The 19,093-nt window shown below is 65.9% G+C and carries 22 protein-coding genes; 12 read left to right on the top strand and 10 right to left on the bottom strand.

The window, feature by feature from the left end; genetic code table 11:
- Positions 1–74: 74 nt before the first annotated feature.
- Positions 75–1,808, top strand: coding sequence for a nif-specific transcriptional activator NifA (nifA, locus tag AZSP09_RS12645; protein WP_014236046.1), 1,734 nt, complete (start codon positions 75–77; stop codon positions 1,806–1,808).
- Between the two features lie 152 nt (positions 1,809–1,960).
- Here nifA and AZSP09_RS12650 read toward each other — a convergent pair whose 3' ends face one another.
- Together AZSP09_RS12650 and AZSP09_RS12655 are read right to left on the bottom strand one after the other, a co-directional pair.
- Positions 1,961–2,389, bottom strand: coding sequence for an ArsC/Spx/MgsR family protein (locus tag AZSP09_RS12650; protein WP_152090248.1), 429 nt, complete (start codon positions 2,387–2,389; stop codon positions 1,961–1,963).
- Positions 2,390–2,542: 153 nt separating this feature from the next.
- The gene (locus AZSP09_RS12655; protein ID WP_014236048.1) at positions 2,543–3,112 is read right to left on the bottom strand and encodes a hypothetical protein; all 570 of its coding nucleotides are present in this window, start codon (positions 3,110–3,112) and stop codon (positions 2,543–2,545) included.
- Between the two features lie 333 nt (positions 3,113–3,445).
- Between AZSP09_RS12655 and nifB the strand changes: the two genes are divergently transcribed.
- The 6 genes from nifB to AZSP09_RS12685 all read left to right on the top strand — a co-directional run bounded on the left by nifB (position 3,446) and on the right by AZSP09_RS12685 (position 7,595).
- Positions 3,446–4,969 (top strand): nitrogenase cofactor biosynthesis protein NifB, encoded by a 1,524-nt coding sequence (gene nifB, locus AZSP09_RS12660; protein WP_130459556.1) that lies wholly within the window; start codon positions 3,446–3,448, stop codon positions 4,967–4,969.
- Between the two features lie 44 nt (positions 4,970–5,013).
- The gene (locus AZSP09_RS12665; RefSeq protein ID WP_014236050.1) at positions 5,014–5,229 is read left to right on the top strand and encodes a 4Fe-4S binding protein; all 216 of its coding nucleotides are present in this window, start codon (positions 5,014–5,016) and stop codon (positions 5,227–5,229) included.
- A gap of 156 nt (positions 5,230–5,385) precedes the next feature.
- On the top strand, positions 5,386–5,802 hold the full coding sequence (locus AZSP09_RS12670; RefSeq protein ID WP_014236051.1) for a HesB/IscA family protein: 417 nt from the start codon (positions 5,386–5,388) through the stop codon (positions 5,800–5,802).
- Between the two features lie 10 nt (positions 5,803–5,812).
- Positions 5,813–6,307 carry a putative nitrogen fixation protein NifT gene (nifT, locus tag AZSP09_RS20385; RefSeq protein ID WP_014236052.1) on the top strand — a complete coding sequence of 165 codons (495 nt, stop codon included), beginning with the start codon at positions 5,813–5,815 and terminating at the stop codon, positions 6,305–6,307.
- 5 nt (positions 6,308–6,312) lie between these two features.
- Positions 6,313–7,170 carry an SIR2 family NAD-dependent protein deacylase gene (locus AZSP09_RS12680; protein WP_152090249.1) on the top strand — a complete coding sequence of 286 codons (858 nt, stop codon included), beginning with the start codon at positions 6,313–6,315 and terminating at the stop codon, positions 7,168–7,170.
- A gap of 5 nt (positions 7,171–7,175) precedes the next feature.
- Positions 7,176–7,595, top strand: a complete 420-nt coding sequence (locus AZSP09_RS12685) for a hypothetical protein (RefSeq protein WP_152090250.1) — start codon at positions 7,176–7,178, stop codon at positions 7,593–7,595.
- 40 nt (positions 7,596–7,635) lie between these two features.
- Here the strand turns inward: AZSP09_RS12685 and AZSP09_RS12690 are convergent, their stop codons facing one another.
- The 5 genes from AZSP09_RS12690 to AZSP09_RS12710 form a co-directional block, all read right to left on the bottom strand.
- Positions 7,636–7,851, bottom strand: coding sequence for a DUF3820 family protein (locus AZSP09_RS12690; protein ID WP_014236055.1), 216 nt, complete (start codon positions 7,849–7,851; stop codon positions 7,636–7,638).
- The gene (locus tag AZSP09_RS12695) at positions 7,848–8,297 is read right to left on the bottom strand and encodes a MaoC family dehydratase (RefSeq protein ID WP_152090251.1); all 450 of its coding nucleotides are present in this window, start codon (positions 8,295–8,297) and stop codon (positions 7,848–7,850) included. Before AZSP09_RS12695 ends, AZSP09_RS12690 begins: the two co-directional genes overlap by 4 nt.
- A gap of 100 nt (positions 8,298–8,397) precedes the next feature.
- Positions 8,398–9,021, bottom strand: coding sequence for a protein phosphatase CheZ (locus AZSP09_RS12700; RefSeq protein WP_172974759.1), 624 nt, complete (start codon positions 9,019–9,021; stop codon positions 8,398–8,400).
- A gap of 93 nt (positions 9,022–9,114) precedes the next feature.
- Positions 9,115–10,038 carry an ADP-ribosyl-[dinitrogen reductase] hydrolase gene (draG, locus tag AZSP09_RS12705; RefSeq protein WP_152090253.1) on the bottom strand — a complete coding sequence of 308 codons (924 nt, stop codon included), beginning with the start codon at positions 10,036–10,038 and terminating at the stop codon, positions 9,115–9,117.
- A 13-nt stretch (positions 10,039–10,051) separates the two neighbouring features.
- Positions 10,052–10,903, bottom strand: coding sequence for an NAD(+)--dinitrogen-reductase ADP-D-ribosyltransferase (locus AZSP09_RS12710; protein WP_014236060.1), 852 nt, complete (start codon positions 10,901–10,903; stop codon positions 10,052–10,054).
- Positions 10,904–11,284: 381 nt separating this feature from the next.
- Here AZSP09_RS12710 and nifH point away from each other — a divergent pair, with 381 nt between their 5' ends.
- The 4 genes from nifH (at position 11,285) to AZSP09_RS12730 (ending at position 15,750) form a co-directional block, all read left to right on the top strand.
- Positions 11,285–12,160, top strand: coding sequence for a nitrogenase iron protein (gene nifH, locus AZSP09_RS12715; protein WP_014236061.1), 876 nt, complete (start codon positions 11,285–11,287; stop codon positions 12,158–12,160).
- A gap of 82 nt (positions 12,161–12,242) precedes the next feature.
- A complete protein-coding gene (gene nifD / locus AZSP09_RS12720; RefSeq protein WP_014236062.1) occupies positions 12,243–13,685 on the top strand; it encodes a nitrogenase molybdenum-iron protein alpha chain in 1,443 nt (480 codons plus the stop codon).
- A 132-nt stretch (positions 13,686–13,817) separates the two neighbouring features.
- The gene (nifK, locus tag AZSP09_RS12725; protein WP_014236063.1) at positions 13,818–15,338 is read left to right on the top strand and encodes a nitrogenase molybdenum-iron protein subunit beta; all 1,521 of its coding nucleotides are present in this window, start codon (positions 13,818–13,820) and stop codon (positions 15,336–15,338) included.
- Positions 15,339–15,402: 64 nt separating this feature from the next.
- On the top strand, positions 15,403–15,750 hold the full coding sequence (locus AZSP09_RS12730; RefSeq protein ID WP_014236064.1) for a 2Fe-2S iron-sulfur cluster-binding protein: 348 nt from the start codon (positions 15,403–15,405) through the stop codon (positions 15,748–15,750).
- Positions 15,751–15,962: 212 nt separating this feature from the next.
- Here the strand turns inward: AZSP09_RS12730 and AZSP09_RS12735 are convergent, their stop codons facing one another.
- The 3 genes from AZSP09_RS12735 to sigZ all read right to left on the bottom strand — a co-directional run bounded on the left by AZSP09_RS12735 (position 15,963) and on the right by sigZ (position 17,927).
- Entirely contained in the window at positions 15,963–16,202 is a 240-nt protein-coding gene (locus AZSP09_RS12735; protein ID WP_152090254.1) for a thioredoxin family protein, read from the bottom strand.
- A 9-nt stretch (positions 16,203–16,211) separates the two neighbouring features.
- Entirely contained in the window at positions 16,212–17,267 is a 1,056-nt protein-coding gene (locus tag AZSP09_RS12740; protein ID WP_152090255.1) for a permease, read from the bottom strand.
- A 96-nt stretch (positions 17,268–17,363) separates the two neighbouring features.
- Positions 17,364–17,927, bottom strand: a complete 564-nt coding sequence (gene sigZ, locus AZSP09_RS12745; RefSeq protein WP_014236067.1) for an RNA polymerase sigma factor SigZ — start codon at positions 17,925–17,927, stop codon at positions 17,364–17,366.
- 140 nt (positions 17,928–18,067) lie between these two features.
- Here sigZ and ubiU point away from each other — a divergent pair, with 140 nt between their 5' ends.
- Positions 18,068–19,081, top strand: coding sequence for a ubiquinone anaerobic biosynthesis protein UbiU (ubiU, locus tag AZSP09_RS12750; protein WP_152090256.1), 1,014 nt, complete (start codon positions 18,068–18,070; stop codon positions 19,079–19,081).
- Positions 19,082–19,093: the final 12 nt, after the last annotated feature.

Consider the following 19,093-nt stretch of genomic DNA (forward strand, 5'->3'; position numbering starts at 1 on the left):
ATGGAACCTGCTCTGATTCAGCCACAAGAAAAAGAGTTCGCGGGGGAGGCAGAAGAACTCTTCAGGAGCTGGTTATGACGGCAACAAAACTGGATCGGGATGCTGACCTGGAACTGGTCACCATCTATGAGATCAGCAAGATTCTCACCTCCTCGCTGGACTTCCAGAAGTCGGTGCGGGAGGCGCTCAACGTCATGCTGACCCACCTCCACATGAGGCATGCCATGGTCAGCATGGTGCAGGGCGAAGGAAAACTGCACGTACTTGGTGCAGCCGGGGTGCCTTTTGCCGTCCAGGAAGACATCATCCTCGACGCCGAAAGCGGCATCGTCGGCCAGGTGCTCAAGCACGGCAGCCCCATGGTGGTGCCCGACATCACCGCCGACCCGGTCTTCATCAACCGTACCGGCCGGGATCTGTCCCAGTGCGCCGGGGTGGCCCTCATCGCCGTGCCGGTGAAGATCGGCCGCGAGGTGGTGGGCGTGCTCAGCGTGGACCGGCCTCCCGGCGCCTCCAAGCCCGCCAGCTTCGACCGGGACGTGCGCCTGCTGTCCCTGGTGGCCAGCCTGGTGGGCCAGACCTTCAAGCTGCACCAGGCCATCGCCGCCGAGCGGGCCCAGCTGATGCTGGAGACCCACCGCCTGCAGAAGCAGTTGCAGGGCAAGTACGACGTGGAAAACGTCATCGGCCGCTCCAAGCGCATGAAGGAGGTGTTCGCCGACGTGCACCAGGCGGCACCGGGCAACTCCACCATCCTGCTGCGGGGCGAGTCGGGCACCGGCAAGGAGGCCATCGCCCACGCCATCCATTATCTGTCGCCCCGTTCCAAGGGCCCCTTCGTCAAGGTGAACTGTGCCGCCCTGCCGGAGACCCTGCTCGAATCCGAACTCTTCGGCCACGAGAAGGGCGCTTTCACCGGCGCCACCGCCGAGCGCAAGGGCCGTTTCGAGATGGCCGACGGCGGCACCCTGTTCCTGGACGAGATCGGCGACATTTCCTCCTCCTTCCAGGCCAAGCTGCTGCGCGTCCTGCAGGAGCACGAGTTCGAGCGGGTCGGCGGCAACAAGACCCACAAGGCCAACTTCCGCCTGGTGGCCGCCACCAACCGCAACCTGGAGGAAATGGTGCAGAAGGGCGACTTCCGCGCCGACCTCTATTTCCGCCTCAATGTGGTGGCCATCCTGCTGCCGCCCCTGCGGGAGCGCAAGGAGGACATCCCCCTGCTGGTGGATTTCTTCCTTTCCCGCTTCAACCGGGAGAACAACCGCAAGCTGACCATCACGCCCGGTGCGGTGGAGATCCTGCAGCACTGCAACTGGCCGGGCAACGTGCGGGAGCTGGAGAACTGCATCGAGCGGGCCGCCACCATGACCCGGGGCGCCCTCATCCGGGAGTCGGACATGCGCTGCCAGAAAGGCCAGTGCTTCTCCTCCGTGCTGCTCGAATCCTCCGCCTCCCGGGCCTGCCATCCGGTGATGGACATGCCGGGCACCCATCCCGGCGGCCACACCACCTTCCCGGCCCGGGAGCCGATCCAGCCCCAATCCCAGCCGGTTCACTTCCGCGACCCCATTCCGGTGGTGGCGGCGCCGGCCCGGCCGGCCATGCCTGCGGCGGCACCGCCCGACTACGGTGACGACGACCTGGCCGAAGGCAGCGACGCCTTCGTCTCGGAACGGGAACGGCTGATCGAGGCCATGGAACGTTGCGGCTGGGTCCAGGCCAAGGCGGCCCGGCTGCTCAACCTGACGCCGCGGCAGATCGGCTACGCCCTGAAGAAATTTAACATCGAGGTGAAGCGCCTGTAGCTTCCGGCGCACCTCGTCCATAGCGTTCGAGGCGCCGGATCGGCCGGGTGGTTCGCCACCCCGGGGCGGGTCGTTGGCGGAATTTAGGCGGGGCGCGGGGTAGGGTGCGGCTCATCCGGGAGATGCCCGGAGGGCCTTATGGGACGGCGATTCTAGGCTGTGGGCGGCGGACAGGGCCGGTGCTCTTCGCCCTTGGGGCAGTCCTCGCTGACATCCTTATCCCCTGCGCCTTCCAGGCCGATCCATTGGGCGATGGCGGTCGTGTCGAAGCCCACCCGCCGTTCCTCGCCCACCTGCAACAGGGGGCGGCGGATCAGCAGGGGCTCGGCCAGCAGCAGGGCCAGGGCATCATCCCGGCCCAGGGTTTCGGGCTGCACTTCACCATTCTTGAGGCGGGGAGCGGCCCGGTTGAACCACTCGCTCACCGGCAGGGGCTCGAGGAAGGCCAGCAAGGTGGCTGCCGTCCATGGCTCGCCCAGCAGGTCGCGCACCGTCAGGGTGTGGCCGGCGGCCTGGAGCAGGGCCCGCTGTCGGGCATTGCCGCCGCAGCCGGGCTTTTCGTAGAAGATGACGTGGGCCATGGCCGTTGCCGTCGGGAAGCGTCAAAAAGGGATACGCCACTCCCGGCCGGAAGGCCGGCCCTGGCTTGCACCCGTGGCTGGGAACGGCCGCCGGCGGGAGCGACGTAAGCAAAAGGTCCGCGCCCCGGGGGCAGGGTGCGGACCGAGGAGAGATCAGACGGGGCGGTTCTCGGCCACCTTCACCGGACCCATTTCGGCCAGGGCCTGGGCGTAGGGGATCACCGGCAGCTTGCCGTTGTACTTGGCCGCCGCATCCACCACCGCGTCCACCTTGGCTTCGGCGGAGGCCTTCTTCAGGTCGCTGCGTTCCAGGTAGAGCAGGTCCAGCAGTTCATTCCACACCGTGGCTTCGTCCAGGGGATACACGTTCCAGCTGACACCGCCCACTTCCACGGCGTACTTCTTGGAGAAGTCCACGTTGCCGGCGAAGAGGAAGTACTTCCCGGCGGGCACCAGGGAATCGCCCATCATGGCGACGATGTGGTCCAGGTGGGCGAGGGAGTCCACGTGGGCGGCGAAGAACACCAGCTGTTCGCCTTCGGCGGCCAGGATCACTTGGTCGGCCTTGGTGATGGGGGGACGGGCTTCGCCGGCGACGCTTTCCGGGAATTCCAGGCCCAGTTCGCCGCGGAAGCCGAAGCGCCCGGCCTTGCCCGTGGGGCCGCTGATGAGGGGGGAGAGCAGTTTGCCGGAGAGTTTGGAGAGTACGGCGTTTTGGGTCATGGCAGCCTCAAGGGATAAGTAGGTTGGATTGAATGACGCCACCACCAGTGCGAGAACTGTGCCAGTGCCGGTCATGCCTTGGAGATGCCCTATCCACGCGGGTTTCGGCGGCACAGCGAGGGGCGCTCGGCGTCCCGGGCCATTGTCGGCTTCGATACAGGGGCGTCGTGTCCGCGACAAAGGGTAAAAGCCGACACCGGTTGCCCAAGTGATTGTTTACTCGCAATAAAAATGGAAATTCCGGACCTGGCACATGGGTTGCTCTAGGGGTGTTGCAGGGCCTGCAGTCAAGGGCCCCGAGACAACGAGCCCCAACCCCGACAGGAGCGGACCATGCAGAACCCGAGCGCCCAAACTGGCATGAGCGGCATGAGTGGAACGGCGGCAGGAGCCCCGGCTTCCCGCCGCATCATCCCCATCGCTTCCGCCCACAGCGGCGCCGCGTCCGCCGGCGGCTGCAGCTCCTCCAGCTGCGGCTCCGGCGAAGGTCCGGCCGACATGCCCGCCCACATCTGGGAGAAGGTGAAGGACCACCCCTGCTACAGCAGCGAGGCCCACCACCACTTCGCCCGCATGCACGTGGCGGTGGCCCCGGCCTGCAACATCCAGTGCAACTACTGCAACCGCAAGTACGACTGTGCCAACGAATCCCGCCCCGGCGTGGTGAGCGAGAAGCTGACCCCGGAAATGGCGGGCAAGAAGGTGCTGGCGGTGGCCGCCGAGATTCCCCAGCTTTCCGTGGTCGGCATCGCCGGCCCGGGCGACGCCCTGGCCAATCCGGCCAAGACCTTCAAGACCTTCGAACTGATCCAGCAGAGCGCGCCGGACATCAAGCTCTGTCTCTCCACCAACGGCCTGGCCCTGCCGGACCACGTGGAGACCATCAAGAAGTTCAACGTGGACCACGTCACCATCACCATCAACATGGTGGACCCGGAAGTGGGCCAGCACATCTATCCCTGGATCTTCCACAACCACAAGCGCTACCACGGCCTGGAAGCGGCGAAGATCCTGCACGAGCGGCAGATGCTGGGCCTGGAGATGCTCACCGCCGCCGGCATCCTGGTGAAGGTGAACTCGGTGCTGATCCCCGGCATCAACGACCATCACCTGAAGGAAGTGAACAAGGTGGTGAAGGCCAAGGGCGCCTTCCTGCACAACATCATGCCGCTCATTTCCGACCCGGCCCACGGCACCCACTTCGGCCTCACCGGCCAGCGCGGCCCCACCGCCGCCGAACTGAAGGCCCTGCAGGACGAGTGCGAAGGCGACATGAAGCTGATGCGCCACTGCCGCCAGTGCCGCGCCGACGCCGTCGGCATGCTGGGGGAGGACCGCAGCCAGGAATTCACCAGCGACAAGCTGGACGCCATTGCCGCCACCTACGACCCCACCGCCCGCCAGGCCTACCGGGACTTCGTCGAAAAGGAGCGGGCCGATCAGCGTGCCGCCGAAGCGGAGAAGAAGGCCGGCCTGGCCGGCGCTTCGGAGAAGGCCCTGGTGGCCGTGGCCACCAAGGGCGGCGGCCGCATCAACCAGCACTTCGGCCACGCCAGCGAGTTCCAGGTGTACGAAGTCTCCGCCGCCGGCGCCAAGTTCGTCGGCCATCGCAAGGTGGAGCACTACTGCGCCGGCGGCTACGAGGAAGAGGAGGCCATGCCCTCCATCCTCGACGCCCTCCAGGACTGCGCCGCCGTGCTGGTGGCCAAGATCGGCCACTGCCCCATGAAGGAACTGCAGGCCGCGGGCATCGAGCCGGTGCAGGACTACGCCCACGAATACATCGAAGCCTCGGCCCTGGCCTGGTTCCAGCAGCGTCTGGAGCGGCGCCAGGGCGCCACCAGCCTGGTCGCCTGAGGCCATCCAACCCATCCGTCACCCCCTAAGACAAGGAGCCCATCATGGCCTACAAGATCAACGCCTCCGCCTGTACCGCCTGCGGTGCCTGCGAACAGGAATGTCCCAACGACGCCATCTACGAGAAGAACGGCCTGTTCGCCATCAAGGCTGACGGCTGCACCGAGTGCATCGGTCATTACGACGATCCCCAGTGCATCGCCGCCTGCCCGGCAGACTGCATCGTCGTGGACAAGAGCGTGCCGCGCTACCAGGCCTGAAGGCAGCCACAGAGGACACAGAGAACACAGAGGGAAAATCCCTGGGCGCTGTGCCCGAAGGTCAGGCCGGCAGCGCGGGAAGTTGTCGCCGTTGCTCTGTGTTCTCTGTGCCCTCTGTGGCTAAACAAAAAAACCCCAACCCCCGGAGGTAAGGATATGTGCGTCAACATCACCCCCCGCGCCGCCAAGTACATGCGCCAGATGGTGCGTTTCGGCGAAGGCTCGGCGTCCGCCGGTTTCCGCCTCTCGGTCAAGCCCGGCGGCTGTTCCGGCTTCGATTCCAGCTTCACCGTGGCCGAGACGCCGACGCCCGGCGACACGGTGATCGAGCAGAACGGGGCCCTCCTGTTCCTCACCGCCGAGAGCTGCAGCCTGCTGCACGGCTACACCATCGACTTCAAGGAAAGCCCCTCGTCCTCCGGCCTCTCCTTCACCAACCCCAACGGCCCCCACGTCTGCGGCTGCGGGGCCGGTGACGGTGCCGCCGCGGGCGGCGTCGGCGTGGTCACCTTCATGAAGCGGGACCAGGCGCCCCAGGGCGCCATGGCTGGCTGCTCCAGCCACAAGGGCTGAGGCCGGGATCATGTCGGCCCGGGACAGCGATGTGGTGGAACTGGATGGCCCGCCCCAGTTCCATTTCGGCGAGAAAGTCGTCGCCCGGAAGTATGTGAAGAACGACGGCACCTATCCCCTCAGGGAAATCGGCGAGGTGCTGGTGCACAAGGGGGACGTGGGCTACGTCACCAGTATCGGCACCTTTCTGCAGCAGTTTTACATCTATGGCGTGGACTTCGTGGACCGGGGCTGCCTGGTCGGCATGAAGGGACGCGAAATCGAATCTTTAGACCAAGTGGGAGAGGGCAACATGAAAATCACCTTGCGCAAGGACAAGAACGGCAACCTGTCGGTCTACGTCCCCAAGAAGGACCTGGAGCAGGACGTGGTGTTCACCGAGAAGGCTACCCTGTGGGGCGGCCAGATCACCCTGGGCAACGGCTGGAAGCTGCAGCTGCCGGAGATGGCGGTGGACACCCCCATGCCCATCACCATCGAAGCCGCCAAGCTGAGCGAGGAGTGAAGACCATGGGCGCCGACAGCACCGACGGTCTGCTCGCCACCGTTGCCGACGGTCTTGGCAGCGGCGCCCTGATTCCCTACCTGGGGGCCGAGGCGGTGCTGCTGGCACCGGCCAACGCCGCCCTGCCCCTGGCGCCGGAGGCTCTCGCCGCCTTCCTCTCCAAGCGGGCCACGGTGCCTTCGCGCATCCGCCGCAACCCCACGGCCACGGCCCAGTACATCGAGAATTTCCGCCATCGCAAGACCCTGCGCAAGCTGATGTTGGAGGCCTTCGCCACCCCGGCCGAAGTGCCCGCCTTCTACCGCCTGCTGGCCCGCCTGGCGCCGCCCCTGGTGGTGGACACGGGCTACGACACGGCTCTCGCCGGCGCCTTCGCCGGCAACAGTGATTGGGCCCAGATCCAGGGTGTCAGCCGGGCCGAGGTGCGGGAAGGCTGGTATCTCTGCTACGACGCCGCCGGTGCCCCCCTCCCCGAGGCCGGGGCGGCGGCCTGCCGCACCCTGGTGTACAAGCCCCTGGGCGGGGTGCAGCCGGCAGGCAACTTCATCATCTCCGATTCCGACTTCGTCGAAGTGCTGACGGAGATCGACATCCAGACCCCCATCCCCGAGGCGGTGAAAAGCCGCCGCACCAGCCGGGGTTTCGTCTTCTTCGGCTGCCGCTTCCGCGATCAGCTGACCCGCACCTATGCGCGCCAGGTGATGAAGCGCTCCGCCGGCCCCCACTTCGCCGTGCTGCCGGCGGTGGAACTGACCCGCAACGAACTGCGCTTCATCGCCGAGCAGGGCATCACGGTCATCGACCGGCCCCTGGCCGAAGTGGCGGCGGCCCTGGAGGCCGCCCTGGACTGCGCGGTGGCCTGAGCCCCATGCTGCTGGTGCGCTACCGCCTCGGCGGCCGGCCTTCCCTGTGCGGCCTGACCCTGGCGGCGCCGCCGGAGGGGGAGGGCATCCTGGCCATCCTGCACGAGCTGCCGGAGAACCCGGGCGTCTCCATCTCCGTCGCCATCGACCGGGTCATCGCCGCCGCCCTGAGCCAGCATCCGGCCCTCCTGGCCGCCGCCCCTTTCCATCGCATCCGCTGGATCGAACGCTACTACGGCATCGAGGACGGCATCCCGGAAATGCTGGCGGAGACCGTGGCCGACATCAGCCCCGGCCCCGACGGCTGGCAGGTGCGGCCGAAGGACTGCCTGCCCGTCGGTAGCCAGCTGCTGCGCCACATCCGGCGCGAACTGGCGCGCCTGGGCGATGATGCCGAGACGGCGGGCTGCTTCAACATCCATTGAAAAGAAAAGGGCCCCGCCGGGGCCCTGTGTTCTGGCGCCGCTAGCGCCCCTGGCGCAGGGGCTGGAGCAGATGGGAGAGGCCGTTGTGGTCGATCTCCTGCATCAGGGCCAGCAGCCGGCCGATCTCGCCGGGGGGGAAGCCCTCCCGGGCGAACCAGTTGAGGTAGTTGCCCGGCAGGTCGGCGATGAGCGTGCCCTTGTGCTTGCCGAAGGGCATCTCCCGGGTCACCAGCAGCTGCAGGTCCTCCGGCTTCACGCGCCGGCCCGCTTGAGCAGGTGCATGACGATGAAGCTCAGCACCGCCTCGCCGCGCTGATTGGCCGCCACGTACTTGAGGCGGGCGATGCCCCGGTCCGGCTTGGAGGAAGAGGGCTTCACTTCCAGCACCTCGATTTCCGTATGCAGGGTATCGCCGGGCCGCACCGGCGCCAGCCAGCGCAGCTCGTCGATGCCCGGGGAGCCGATGCTCGAGCGGTTGAAGATGCCGCTCTGGATGAACAGGCGGAAAGCCAGGGCCAGGCTCTGGAAACCGCTGGCGATGAGCCCGCCATAGGGCGATTCCGCGGCGGCGTTCACATCCAGATGGAAGGGCTGGGGATCGTAGCGCCAGGCGAAGTCGATGATCTCCGCTTCGGTGAGGGTAACGCCCGGCGTGGTGAAACGCTGGCCGGGGGCTAAGTCGTCGAGAAAGAGAGGGGGCATGGGAATCGCTCCTTGAACAGGTTGGGAACGATACAAAAGCCGGCTGCCGTTGTCAGCCCCGGCTGGCGCTTTTACTGGAGCCGGCCAGTGGCAAAGGCAGCTAGAACCCCAGGCTCTCGAGGAAGTTGTCCACTTCCGACTGGGAGCCGAAGGCCTGTTTCTGGTTCTTGTCCGAATCCATGGCCGGGCCGTTGAGGAGGCCGTCCTTGGGCTGCTTGCCTTCGCCGGGGGCGGTGCGGGCGAGCAGGGTGAGGAGCTGGCTTTCCATGTCCTGGGCCAGGTCCACGATTTTCTTGATGACCTGGCCGGTGAGGTCCTGGAATTCCTGGGCCAGGATGATTTCGGTGAGCTGGGCCTTGTTGGCGGCGGCCTCGGCGTCGCTCTGCTGCAGGTAGGCTTGGGTGCGGGCCAGTGTTTCCTGGTAGTCCCGGGAATCCTTGCGCTTGTCGGCCACCCGCTCCCAGTCGGCGAGGAGCTGGCGGGCGCCTTCCTGGGCCCGGTCCTGGGTGGGACTGATGCTGTCCACGGCGTTGAGCACGCGGGAGACGGCCTGTTCGGTCATGGAGAGCACGTAGTTGAGCCGTTCCCGGGCGTCGGGAATGGCGTCCACGGTGCGTTCCAGGGCCTTGTCGTGGCCCAGGGCCTGCAGGGTTTCGTGCAGGTCCCGGGTCATCTTGCCGATTTGTTCGAATACCTGGTGCTGATCGCTGGAGCCGGTGGTCATGGGAAATGCCCTTGGGGGTTGCGCCGTAAGAGACGTAACCATAGCGCATATGGCGCCGGCTGCCGACCCCCGGGAGGGGGGCCGGGGAATGGCTCAGGGGGCGGCGCGGCGCTGGGACAGGGTGAGCAGGCCCGCCGCCTGGGCTTCCACGGCCATGCGGGCGTGCCGGTCCAGGCGCCGCAGCCAGCGGAAGGGAATGGCGGCCTCGCCGTAGTGGGCGCCGGCGAGCATGGCGGCCAGGGCGCCGTTGGTGTCCGCGTCGCCTCCCAGGTTCACCGTCTTCACCAGGCAGGCTTCGAAGCTGTCGGTGCTGAAGAAGGCGTGGCAGACGGTTTGCAGGGTATCCACCACATAGCCGGTGGCCCGCTTGGGGTAGGGATCGAAGCGGAAGTTGCGGTGACCGGCCACCAGGGCATCGGCCAGCTGCCGCGCCCGCTCTTTGCCTTCGCCCCGCAGCAGGGCCCGGGTCATGCAGCCCAGGGTCAGGGTGGCCACATCGGAGAGGGGATGGTTGTGGGTCAGGTGGGCCTGTTCCAGGCTCCAGCGGGCAAAGGCGTCGTCGTCCCCCAGGGTGGCGATGACCACCGGCAGGTTGCGCATGACGGCGCCGTTGCCGGCGTCGCCGTCGCTGTAGGGGGATTCCAGTGTGCCCTTGTGCATGTAGCGGACGATGCCGCGGCGGCAGGTGTTGCCCACGTCGATGGGCTTGGTTTTCAGCCAGGCGAGGAAGTGTTCGGCGACGCAGGTGAGGTTCCATTCCGGGTGTTCCAGGATGGCGTCGCCCAGGGCCAGGCTCATCTGGGTGTCGTCGGTGATCTGGCCGGGCTTCAGGCGCAGCCAGCCGCCGCCGGTGATGTGTTCGTGCACGCCGTACTGGGCGGCGATTTCGCCGGGGGTGAGGAACTCCACCGTGGCGCCGAGGGCGTCGCCGATGGCAAAGCCCAGGTAGGCGGCCCGCACCCGGTCGAGCAGGGAGCCGGACGGGGCGGGGGGATGGCGGGGCTGGGTGAGGAACACGGCGCAGGCTCCTTCAGTAGTAGCTCATCTGCACCCGGTAATCGCCGCCGATCACCAGGTATTCGCCTTCGCCCTTGAGCACGGGGCCGGGCAGGAGGCCGTTGAAGAAGAGGATCTTCACCAGGGGCACCTGCACTTCCAGGATGGTGTCGCCGAACTGGTCGGCCACCTCCCGGTCGTCGGTGAAGGAGATCAGGTTGTTCTGCCGCACGATGGCTTCCCGCCGCGACAGGGTGCTGACCACGTGGTGTTCGGAGAGGTCGTTCACGCCCCGGTAGAGGGTCAGGTGGCGGCGGCTGGGAAAGATGTAGCGGGCCAGCATCCACTGGCAGTACTCGTAGAGCAGGTCCAGCTGCAGCTGAATGGAGTTGTTGTGGAAGCGGGCGCACATCTTTTCTTCCACATAGGTCATCCAGGCCCGGGAGGGATAGCGGCCAAGGGGCTCCTTGTGGAAGGTGGGCAGGAGGCCGAAGCGGCTTTCCACCCAGCCCTTGAGCACCGCCCCTTCCGGGTTGTTGGCATCGAAACCCCAGCCCTGCAGCAGGCGCCGGTAGCTGGAGCGGAAGAGACGGGGGCCGGGGCGCGCTGTGCCGTCGTCCCGGGGCCGTCGCTCCGGCCCCTCGTTCACCCCGAACACGGCCGCCATGTATTTCTGGAAGGCGTCCATGGCCTCCTCGGCGCAGGTGGAATCCTCCAGCATGCGGAAGAGGGCCGGGCTGGTCTCCCGCACGCCGCTGATGTGCAGGCGCAGGGGGTGCTCGTTGAAGGCGGGGCTGGCGAGGAGGCCCGAGGGCACGCCCACCAGGTTGGTGCTGTGGCCGGGGGGCGGCGGGGCGAGGGGGACGGTGGGCAGGTCGGGCTTCATGCCCGGCACATAAGCAACATCTATTCCCCGTTCTGGCGCACCCGGCCGGCGAGGGCGGCGGCCTGGGCGATGCCCGGCCGGGGAGGCAGGAGGGACGGACCTCCCGGCCGTGGGGTGGCGGCGAGGTCCATCCGGCGCGCCTCCTGGCGCGGTCCGCTTTGGGGGCGTCGTCCGGGGCCGGGGAATGCGGTCTTTACGACAGGGGCGGGGGCCTTTGTCGTGTTCGCAACATGGCCGCGAGGGTCCGGTGCAAAACACATTTTCCAGTCGTATCAAGGCATTGCGGCGCAAACGAGGACCTGGCACGGCCCTTGCCATAGTAGGTCAAGCCTGGCACCGCCGGGATTGATTTTGTGACTTCAACCATCGAGGGGAAATGAAATGAGTGCATTGCGTCAAATCGCCTTCTACGGCAAGGGTGGCATCGGCAAATCCACCACCTCCCAAAACACCCTGGCGGCCCTGGCTGAAATGGGCCAAAAGATCCTCATCGTCGGCTGCGACCCGAAGGCCGACTCCACCCGTCTGATCCTGCACGCCAAGGCCCAGGACACCGTGCTCTCCCTGGCGGCCGACGCCGGCTCCGTGGAAGACCTGGAACTGGAAGACGTGCTGAAGGTGGGCTACCGCGACATCCGCTGCGTTGAATCCGGCGGTCCGGAACCCGGCGTCGGCTGCGCCGGCCGCGGCGTTATCACCGCCATCAACTTCCTCGAAGAGAACGGCGCCTACGACGGCGTGGACTACGTTTCCTACGACGTGCTGGGCGACGTGGTGTGTGGCGGCTTCGCCATGCCCATCCGCGAGAACAAGGCCCAGGAAATCTACATCGTCATGTCCGGCGAAATGATGGCCATGTACGCCGCCAACAACATCTCCAAGGGCATCCTGAAGTACGCCAATGCCGGCGGCGTGCGTCTGGGCGGTCTGATCTGCAACGAGCGCAAGACCGACAAGGAATACGAGCTGGCCGACGCCCTGGCCAAGAAGCTCGGCACCAAGCTGATCCACTTCGTCCCCCGCGACAACGTGGTGCAGCACGCCGAACTGCGCCGCATGACCGTGCTGGAGTACGACCCTGAGTCCAAGCAGGCCGGCGAATACCGCGCCCTGGCCCAGAAGGTCCATGCCAATGCCGGCAACGGCGTGATCCCCACCCCCATCTCCATGGACGAGCTGGAGGACCTGCTGCTCGAGTTCGGCATCATGAGCAAGGAAGACGAGTCCATCGTCGGCAAGTCCAAGAGCGCCGCTTAAGGATCACCGGCGCGGAAACCGGCAGGGCTCCCTCCGGAGCGGCCGGGTTCCGCTGAGCGAATACGCAATTTAGGAGAATCACATGAGTGCGGTACTCGACGACAAAACGCGCAACCAGGCGCTGATCCAGGAGGTGCTCGAAGCCTACCCGGAGAAGGCCGCCAAGAAGCGCGCCAAGCACCTCAACGTGTACGAAGAGGGCAAGCCCGACTGCGGCGTGAAGTCCAACATCAAGTCCCTGCCCGGCGTCATGACCATCCGCGGTTGTGCCTATGCCGGCTCCAAGGGCGTGGTGTGGGGCCCGATCAAGGACATGGTGCACATCTCCCACGGTCCCGTGGGCTGCGGCCAGTACTCCTGGGGCACCCGTCGCAACTACGCCTCCGGCACCGTCGGCGTGGACAACTTCACCGTCCTGCAGGTCACCTCCGACTTCCAGGAGAAGGACATCGTCTTCGGCGGCGACAAGAAGCTGGACAAGGTGATCGACGAGATCACGGAAATCTTCCCCCTGGCCCGCGGCATCTCCATCCAGTCCGAATGTCCCATCGGCCTCATCGGTGACGACATCGAGGCCGTGGCCAAGAAGAAGACCAAGGAAATCTCCAAGACCATCGTGCCGGTGCGTTGCGAAGGCTTCCGCGGCGTCTCCCAGTCCCTGGGCCACCACATCGCCAACGACATGGTGCGCGACTGGGTCCTGGACAAGGCCGACAACAAGGGCTTCGAATCCACCCCCTACGACGTCACCATCATCGGCGACTACAACATCGGCGGCGACGCCTGGTCCTCCCGCATCCTGCTGGAAGAGATGGGCCTGCGCGTGATCGCCCAGTGGTCCGGCGACGGCACCCTGGCGGAAATGGAAAAGACCCCCAAGGCCAAGCTCAACCTGCTGCACTGCTACCGTTCCATGAACTACATCAGCCGGCACATGGAAGAGAAGTACGGCATTCCCTGGGTCGAGTACAACTTCTTCGGCCCCTCCAAGATCGCTGCCTCCCTGCGGGAAATCGCTTCCCACTTCGACGACACGATCAAGGAAAACGCCGAGAAGGTCATCGCCAAGTACCAGGCCATGGTGGACGGCATCATCGCCAAGTACAAGCCGCGCCTGACGGGCAAGAAGGTCATGCTGTACGTGGGCGGCCTGCGCCCCCGTCACGTGGTCGGCGCCTATGAGGACCTGGGCATGGAAGTGGTCGGTGCCGGTTACGAATTCGCCCACGGCGACGACTACCAGCGCACCACCCACTACGTCAAAGACGGCACCCTGATCTACGACGACGTGACCGGCTTCGAGTTCGAGAAGTTCGCCGAAAAGATCCGTCCCGACCTGGTGGGTTCCGGCGTCAAGGAAAAGTACATCTTCCAGAAGATGGGCATCCCCTTCCGCCAGATGCACTCCTGGGACTACTCCGGCCCGTATCACGGCTACGACGGCTTCGCCATCTTCGCCCGCGACATGGACATGGCCATCAACAGCCCGGTCTGGAGCATGACCAAGGCCCCCTGGAAAAAGTAAGCCCAGGCCGCCTGCAAGTACGAAGTCCGTCTCCCATGCCTGCTGCCGGTCGGCAGAGGGTTAGGGGAGCCGGAAACTTGAAGCGCTGTCGGTGCGGGGATGACCGCCCGGCGCGTAAAAAGGAGATTCAAAATGCCGCAATCCGCTGAGAAAGTGCTCGACCACAACGAGCTGTTCAAACAGCCCGAATACCAGGACCTGATGGCCCGCAAGAAGCAGTTCGAGGACTGCGCTTCCGCCGACAAGGTCAAGGAAGTCGAGGCCTTCACCAAGTCCTGGGAATACCGGGAAATCAACTTCAAGCGCGAAGCCCTGACCGTCAATCCGGCCAAGGCCTGCCAGCCCCTGGGCGCCGTCCTCTGCGCCTCCGGCTTCGAAGGCACCCTACCCTATGTGCATGGTTCCCAAGGCTGCGTCGCCTACTTCCGTTCCCACCTGAACCGTCACTTCAAGGAGCCTTCCTCCTGCGTTTCCGACTCCATGACGGAAGACGCGGCCGTGTTCGGCGGCCTGAACAACATGATCGACGGCCTGGCCAACGCCCACGCGCTGTACAAGCCGAAGATGATCGCCGTCTCCACCACCTGCATGGCCGAGGTGATCGGCGACGACCTGGACGGCTTCATCAAGAACGCCAAGCAGAAGGGCTCCATCCCGGAAGACTTCCGCGTGCCCTTCGCCCATACCCCGTCCTTCGTCGGCAGCCACATCACCGGCTACGACAACATGCTCAAGGGCGTGCTGACCAACCTGTGGGCCGGCCAGGAACGCAAGGAAGGCGCCGCCATCAACGTGAACGGCGGCTTCGACGGCTACTGCGTCGGCAACAACCGGGAAATCAAGCGCCTGCTGGGCCTGATGGGTGTGGATTTCACCGTCCTCTCCGATCCCTCCGACGTCTTCGATACTCCGGCCGACGGCGAATTCCGCATGTACGACGGTGGCACCAAGATCGACGACGGCATCGCCGCCGTCAATGCCAAGGCCACCTTCCTGCTGCAGGGCTTCTCCACGGCCAAGACCGGCGAGTTCATCAAGGAAAAGGGCCAGGAAGTCGTCGCCTTCCACAACCCGGTGGGCGTCACCGCCACCGATGCCTTCCTCATGGAAGTCTCCCGCGTCACCGGCAAGGCCATCCCGGCCGAGCTGGAAAAGGAACGGGGCCGTCTGGTGGACGCCATCGCCGACTCCCAGGCCTACCTGCACGGCAAGAGCTTCTCCCTGTTCGGCGACCCCGACATGGTCTACGGCCTGGTCAGCTTCCTCCTGGAAGTCGGCGCCGAGCCCAAGCACATCGTGGTCACCAATTCCACCAAGGACTTCGAGACCAAGCTCGGCGCCCTGCTGGAAGCCAGCCCCTTCGGCAAGGAAGCCAAGATCTACGCCGGCAAGGACCTGTGGCACATGCGTTCCCTGCTCGCCACCGAGCCTTCCGACTTCCTCATCGGCTCCTCCTACGGCAAGTTCCTGGAGCGTGACACGGGCGTGCCCCTGATCCGGATCGGCTTCCCGATCTTCGACCGGCACCACCACCATCGCTTCCCCATCTGGGGTTACCAGGGCGGCCTCAACGTGCTCGTGAAGATCCTCGACAAGATCTTCGACGTGCTCGACAAGGATCCGAAGGGCACCAGTTTCGACGTCGTGCGGTGACGATCTGCCCGCCCGTCCATCAGGTCTTCGATGGCGGGCGGGATTTTTTTACAGGAGTGATTCAATGCCGAACGTGACGTTTTCCTCCCCCAAGCAGAAGAAGGACGTGACCGTGTATGCCGTGGCCGGCAACCGTTCCACCATCCTCGGCCTGGCCAAGGAACACAAGATCCCCGTGGATTTCGAGTGCCAGGACGGCAACTGCGGCTCCTGCGCCGTGGAAGTGCTGCACCTGGGCAACAAGCAGCCCATGGCCGCCCACCTGACGGAAAAGGAAAAGACCGCCCTGGTGCTGGCCGGCAAGGTCAAGCAGGCCGAGCTGGACGAACTGGTGGTGAAGGACCTGGCCCCGGGCTGGCGCCTGGCCTGCCAGTACATGCTGCTGGACGAGGACATCGCGGTCAAATTCTGAGCGCCGGTCCGCCGACTCTCCCGTGCGACGGGGAGCGAAGGCGGGTCGTGACAGCAAAGCTTGCACGGTTTCGTCGCACCGGTACGGGGGTGTAACTCTCCCAGCTTCCGTACCTCCCCAACAGAGAAACAATCAAAAGAGAAAACCGGCCCGGGGCGACCCGGAGCCGGTTTTTCATTGGCACGCCGCCGACACCCGGCGGACCGGAAATGTCAGGATTCCTGCAGCAGCCGGTCGATCCTCCCTGCCTCCGGCAGGCTGCCGCTGTGGACCACCCGGCCCTCGATCACCAGGGCCGGCGTCGCCATGACGCCGTAGCCGATGATGCGGGCCATGTCCTCGACCTTTTCCAGATTGATGGCGGTGCCGGTACGCACGGCCGCCTGTTCCACCATGGCCACCAGGGTCTTGCATTTGGCACAGCCCGTGCCCAGGACTTTCACTTCTTTCATCATGCTTCCTTATAGAACGGCGTTGAAGACGTAACCGACGAGGAGGATGCCCAGGGCCACCACGCCGGCGAAAGTGGCGATCAGGCGGGGCTTGAGGGCCTTGCGCAGAATGATCATCTCCGGCGCCGAAAGGGCGATGACGCTCATCATGAAGGCCAGGACCGTGCCCAGGGCGGCACCCTTGCCGATGAGGGCCTCCACCACCGGGATGATGCCGGCCGCGTTGGTGTACATGGGCACGCCGAGCACGACTGCCGCCGGCACCGCCCACCACACGTCCTTGCCCATGAAGGAGGCCATGAAGTCCTCCGGCACGTAGCCGTGGATGCCCGCGCCCAGGGCGATGCCGGCCACCACGTAGGGCCACACTTTGGCGACGATGTCCCGCACATGGTCCAGGCCGGCGCGGCCCCGCTGCACCCAGCTCATGCCGCCGCCGGCAAAGCTGGCGGGGGCGCCCGCCTGGATCGCCTGCACCCAATCTTCCAGGTGGGCCTCCATCTTAAGGTGGCCGATCACCAGTCCGGCCAGGATGGCGACCAGCAGCCCCAGTCCCAGGTAGAGCAGGGCCACCTGCCAGCCGAACATGCCGAAGAGCAGGGCCAGGGCCACCTCGTTGATCATGGGGGCGGCGATGAGGAACGAAAAGGTCACTCCCAGGGGCACGCCCGCCGAGAGGAAGCCGATGAAAAAGGGCACGGCGGAGCAGGAGCAGAAGGGCGTGACGATGCCCAGGCCGGCCGCCAGGACGTTGCCCACCCCGGTGCGCCTGCCGGAGAGCAGGGCGCGGGTGCGCTCCGGTGCGAAGAAGGTCTGGATCACGCCCATCAGGAAGACGATGCCGGTCAGCAGCAGCAGGACCTTGGGCGTGTCATAGACGAAGAAGTGCAGGGCTTCGCCCAGGGCCGTCTGACGGCTCTGTCCCAGGGCGGCAACGACGAAATCGGCCATGGCCGTCAGATTGCCGTAGAGCCAGAACCAAAGTCCGGCGGCTGCCGCCGTGCCGCATAGCCAGCGCCATCCCAGGCCCCTTGCCGGGGCCGCCGTGTTCATTTCCACATTCATCTTCACTCCTGTTCGCGAAAGGCGGTGTTGGCCCCGGCCGTGGCCGGCAACGGGGCATCTCGCACAGAAGACGAAGCAGGGGCAAAAAGGATGCAGCTAGTCCCGGGGAAGGAGGGGCGGCCGGGGCACGAAGCAGCAGACCTGGCCTTCGCCGTCGAAACGCACCTGGCAGGCCTGCACCAGACGGGCCCGCAGCCGGCGGCGGGCCCTTTGCACGCGGGACTTGGCCGCAGCCAGGGAGAGTCCCTGGCGCTGGGCGAATTCCTGCTGGCTCAGGCCTTCGATGTCGCACAGGCGGATGGCCTCCCGGTCGGCCTCCGCCAGTTCGCCGAGAACCCGGGGCAGGCAGTCGGCCAGCCTGTCCACCGGGGGGACTTCGGGGATCTCGGCGGCGGGCCAGTCTTCGTCCAGGGGCAGTTGCTGCCGCTGCAGGCGGAAGCGGTCGATCAGCAGGTTGCGGGCCACCTGGAACAGCCAGGCCCGGGGATTTTCCACCCCGCACAGGGCATCGGGTTGCCGCAGCGCCCGCAGGAAAACCTCCTGGAGCAGGTCCCGGGCCTCCTCCCGGTCGGGCAGGCGGGCGGCGATGAACCGCATCAGTTCCGCCTCGTGGGCTTTCCAGGCTGCATCGACGCACTTCATGGGATTCATTCGGGGCATGGGGAGCGCATCAGCTTACACGTTTGTCCCAGCCCGGCTGCAGTCCGCCAGGCGCTCCCTGCCCCCTGTTTGACCGAAATCAAGGGGTTGCGCGGGGGCGGGGCTATACTCCCGGCTTCCCCGGATTCCCCATTTTTGCCATGTCGAACAATCCCTTGCCCGAACTGGTCTGCCCCGCCGGCAGCCTGCCGGCGCTCAAAGCCGCCGTCGATAACGGCGCCGACACCGTCTACCTGGGCTTCAAGAACGACACCAACGCCCGCAACTTCGCCGGCCTCAATTTCGACGAGAAGACCATGGCCGAAGGGCTGCATTACGCCCAGAGCCGCGGCAAGGAAGTGCTGCTGGCCCTCAACACCTATGCCCAGCCCGGCCGCGTGCAGGCCTGGCGGGAGGCGGTGGACGTGGCCGCCGGCCTCGGCGTGGACGCCCTGATCCTGGCCGACGTGGGCCTGCTGGCCTACGCCCGGGAGAAATACCCGAACCTCAACCTGCACCTCTCCGTGCAGGGTTCCGCCACCAATTACGAGGCGGTCAATTTCTGCCACAAGGAATTCGGCATCCGCCGCGCCGTGCTGCCCCGGGTGCTGACCCTGGCCCAGGTGGAGCACGTCATCAAGAACACCCCGGTGGAAATCGAGGTCTTCGGCTTCGGCAGCCTCTGCGTCATGAACGAGGGCCGCTGCTGGCTTTCTTCCTACGCCTGCGGCGAATCCCCCAACACCGTCGGCGCCTGTTCCCCGGCCAAGTACGTGCGCTGGGAAAAGAATCCGGGCCGCATGGACGCCCGCCTCAACGGCATCCTCATCGACAGCTACGGCGACCAGGAAAACGCCGGCTACCCGACCCTGTGCAAGGGCCGCTTCGAAGTCCAGGGCGAGACCTACTACGCCCTGGAGGAACCCACCTCCCTCAACGTCCTCTCGGTGCTGCCGGAGATCGTCAAGATCGGCGTCCGCGCCATCAAGGTCGAAGGCCGCCAGCGCAGCCCCGCCTACGTCACCCAGGTCACCCGCACCCTGCGTGCCGCCCTGGACAGCCTCAAGGACGGCAACGACCGCTACAGCGTCAAGCCTTCCTGGCAGGCCGAACTGACCAAGGTTTCCGAGGGCCACCAGGCCACCCTGGGCGCCTACAACCGGCCCTGGCGCTGAGAGAGGAAAGCA

Origin of the sequence: Azospira sp. I09, from assembly GCF_009177135.1 — a bacterium.
GTDB lineage: Bacteria > Pseudomonadota > Gammaproteobacteria > Burkholderiales > Rhodocyclaceae > Azospira > Azospira oryzae.

Excerpts from the sequence above, each read along its gene's own strand:
- nifB (WP_130459556.1), top strand. The coding sequence starts at position 3,446 with ATGCAGAACCCGAGCGCCCAAACTGGCATGAGCGGCATGAGTGGAACG.
- AZSP09_RS12650 (WP_152090248.1), bottom strand. The coding sequence starts at position 2,389 with ATGGCCCACGTCATCTTCTACGAAAAGCCCGGCTGCGGCGGCAATGCC.
- nifK (WP_014236063.1), top strand. The coding sequence starts at position 13,818 with ATGCCGCAATCCGCTGAGAAAGTGCTCGACCACAACGAGCTGTTCAAA.
- AZSP09_RS12730 (WP_014236064.1), top strand. The coding sequence starts at position 15,403 with ATGCCGAACGTGACGTTTTCCTCCCCCAAGCAGAAGAAGGACGTGACC.
- nifA (WP_014236046.1), top strand. The coding sequence starts at position 75 with ATGACGGCAACAAAACTGGATCGGGATGCTGACCTGGAACTGGTCACC.
- sigZ (WP_014236067.1), bottom strand. The coding sequence starts at position 17,927 with ATGCCCCGAATGAATCCCATGAAGTGCGTCGATGCAGCCTGGAAAGCC.
- AZSP09_RS12695 (WP_152090251.1), bottom strand. The coding sequence starts at position 8,297 with ATGCCCCCTCTCTTTCTCGACGACTTAGCCCCCGGCCAGCGTTTCACC.
- AZSP09_RS12655 (WP_014236048.1), bottom strand. The coding sequence starts at position 3,112 with ATGACCCAAAACGCCGTACTCTCCAAACTCTCCGGCAAACTGCTCTCC.
- ubiU (WP_152090256.1), top strand. The coding sequence starts at position 18,068 with ATGTCGAACAATCCCTTGCCCGAACTGGTCTGCCCCGCCGGCAGCCTG.
- AZSP09_RS12665 (WP_014236050.1), top strand. The coding sequence starts at position 5,014 with ATGGCCTACAAGATCAACGCCTCCGCCTGTACCGCCTGCGGTGCCTGC.
- AZSP09_RS12680 (WP_152090249.1), top strand. The coding sequence starts at position 6,313 with ATGGGCGCCGACAGCACCGACGGTCTGCTCGCCACCGTTGCCGACGGT.
- AZSP09_RS12685 (WP_152090250.1), top strand. The coding sequence starts at position 7,176 with ATGCTGCTGGTGCGCTACCGCCTCGGCGGCCGGCCTTCCCTGTGCGGC.
- AZSP09_RS12735 (WP_152090254.1), bottom strand. The coding sequence starts at position 16,202 with ATGAAAGAAGTGAAAGTCCTGGGCACGGGCTGTGCCAAATGCAAGACC.
- nifH (WP_014236061.1), top strand. The coding sequence starts at position 11,285 with ATGAGTGCATTGCGTCAAATCGCCTTCTACGGCAAGGGTGGCATCGGC.
- AZSP09_RS12710 (WP_014236060.1), bottom strand. The coding sequence starts at position 10,903 with ATGAAGCCCGACCTGCCCACCGTCCCCCTCGCCCCGCCGCCCCCCGGC.
- AZSP09_RS12700 (WP_172974759.1), bottom strand. The coding sequence starts at position 9,021 with ATGACCACCGGCTCCAGCGATCAGCACCAGGTATTCGAACAAATCGGC.
- nifT (WP_014236052.1), top strand. The coding sequence starts at position 5,813 with ATGTCGGCCCGGGACAGCGATGTGGTGGAACTGGATGGCCCGCCCCAG.
- AZSP09_RS12670 (WP_014236051.1), top strand. The coding sequence starts at position 5,386 with ATGTGCGTCAACATCACCCCCCGCGCCGCCAAGTACATGCGCCAGATG.
- nifD (WP_014236062.1), top strand. The coding sequence starts at position 12,243 with ATGAGTGCGGTACTCGACGACAAAACGCGCAACCAGGCGCTGATCCAG.
- AZSP09_RS12740 (WP_152090255.1), bottom strand. The coding sequence starts at position 17,267 with ATGAATGTGGAAATGAACACGGCGGCCCCGGCAAGGGGCCTGGGATGG.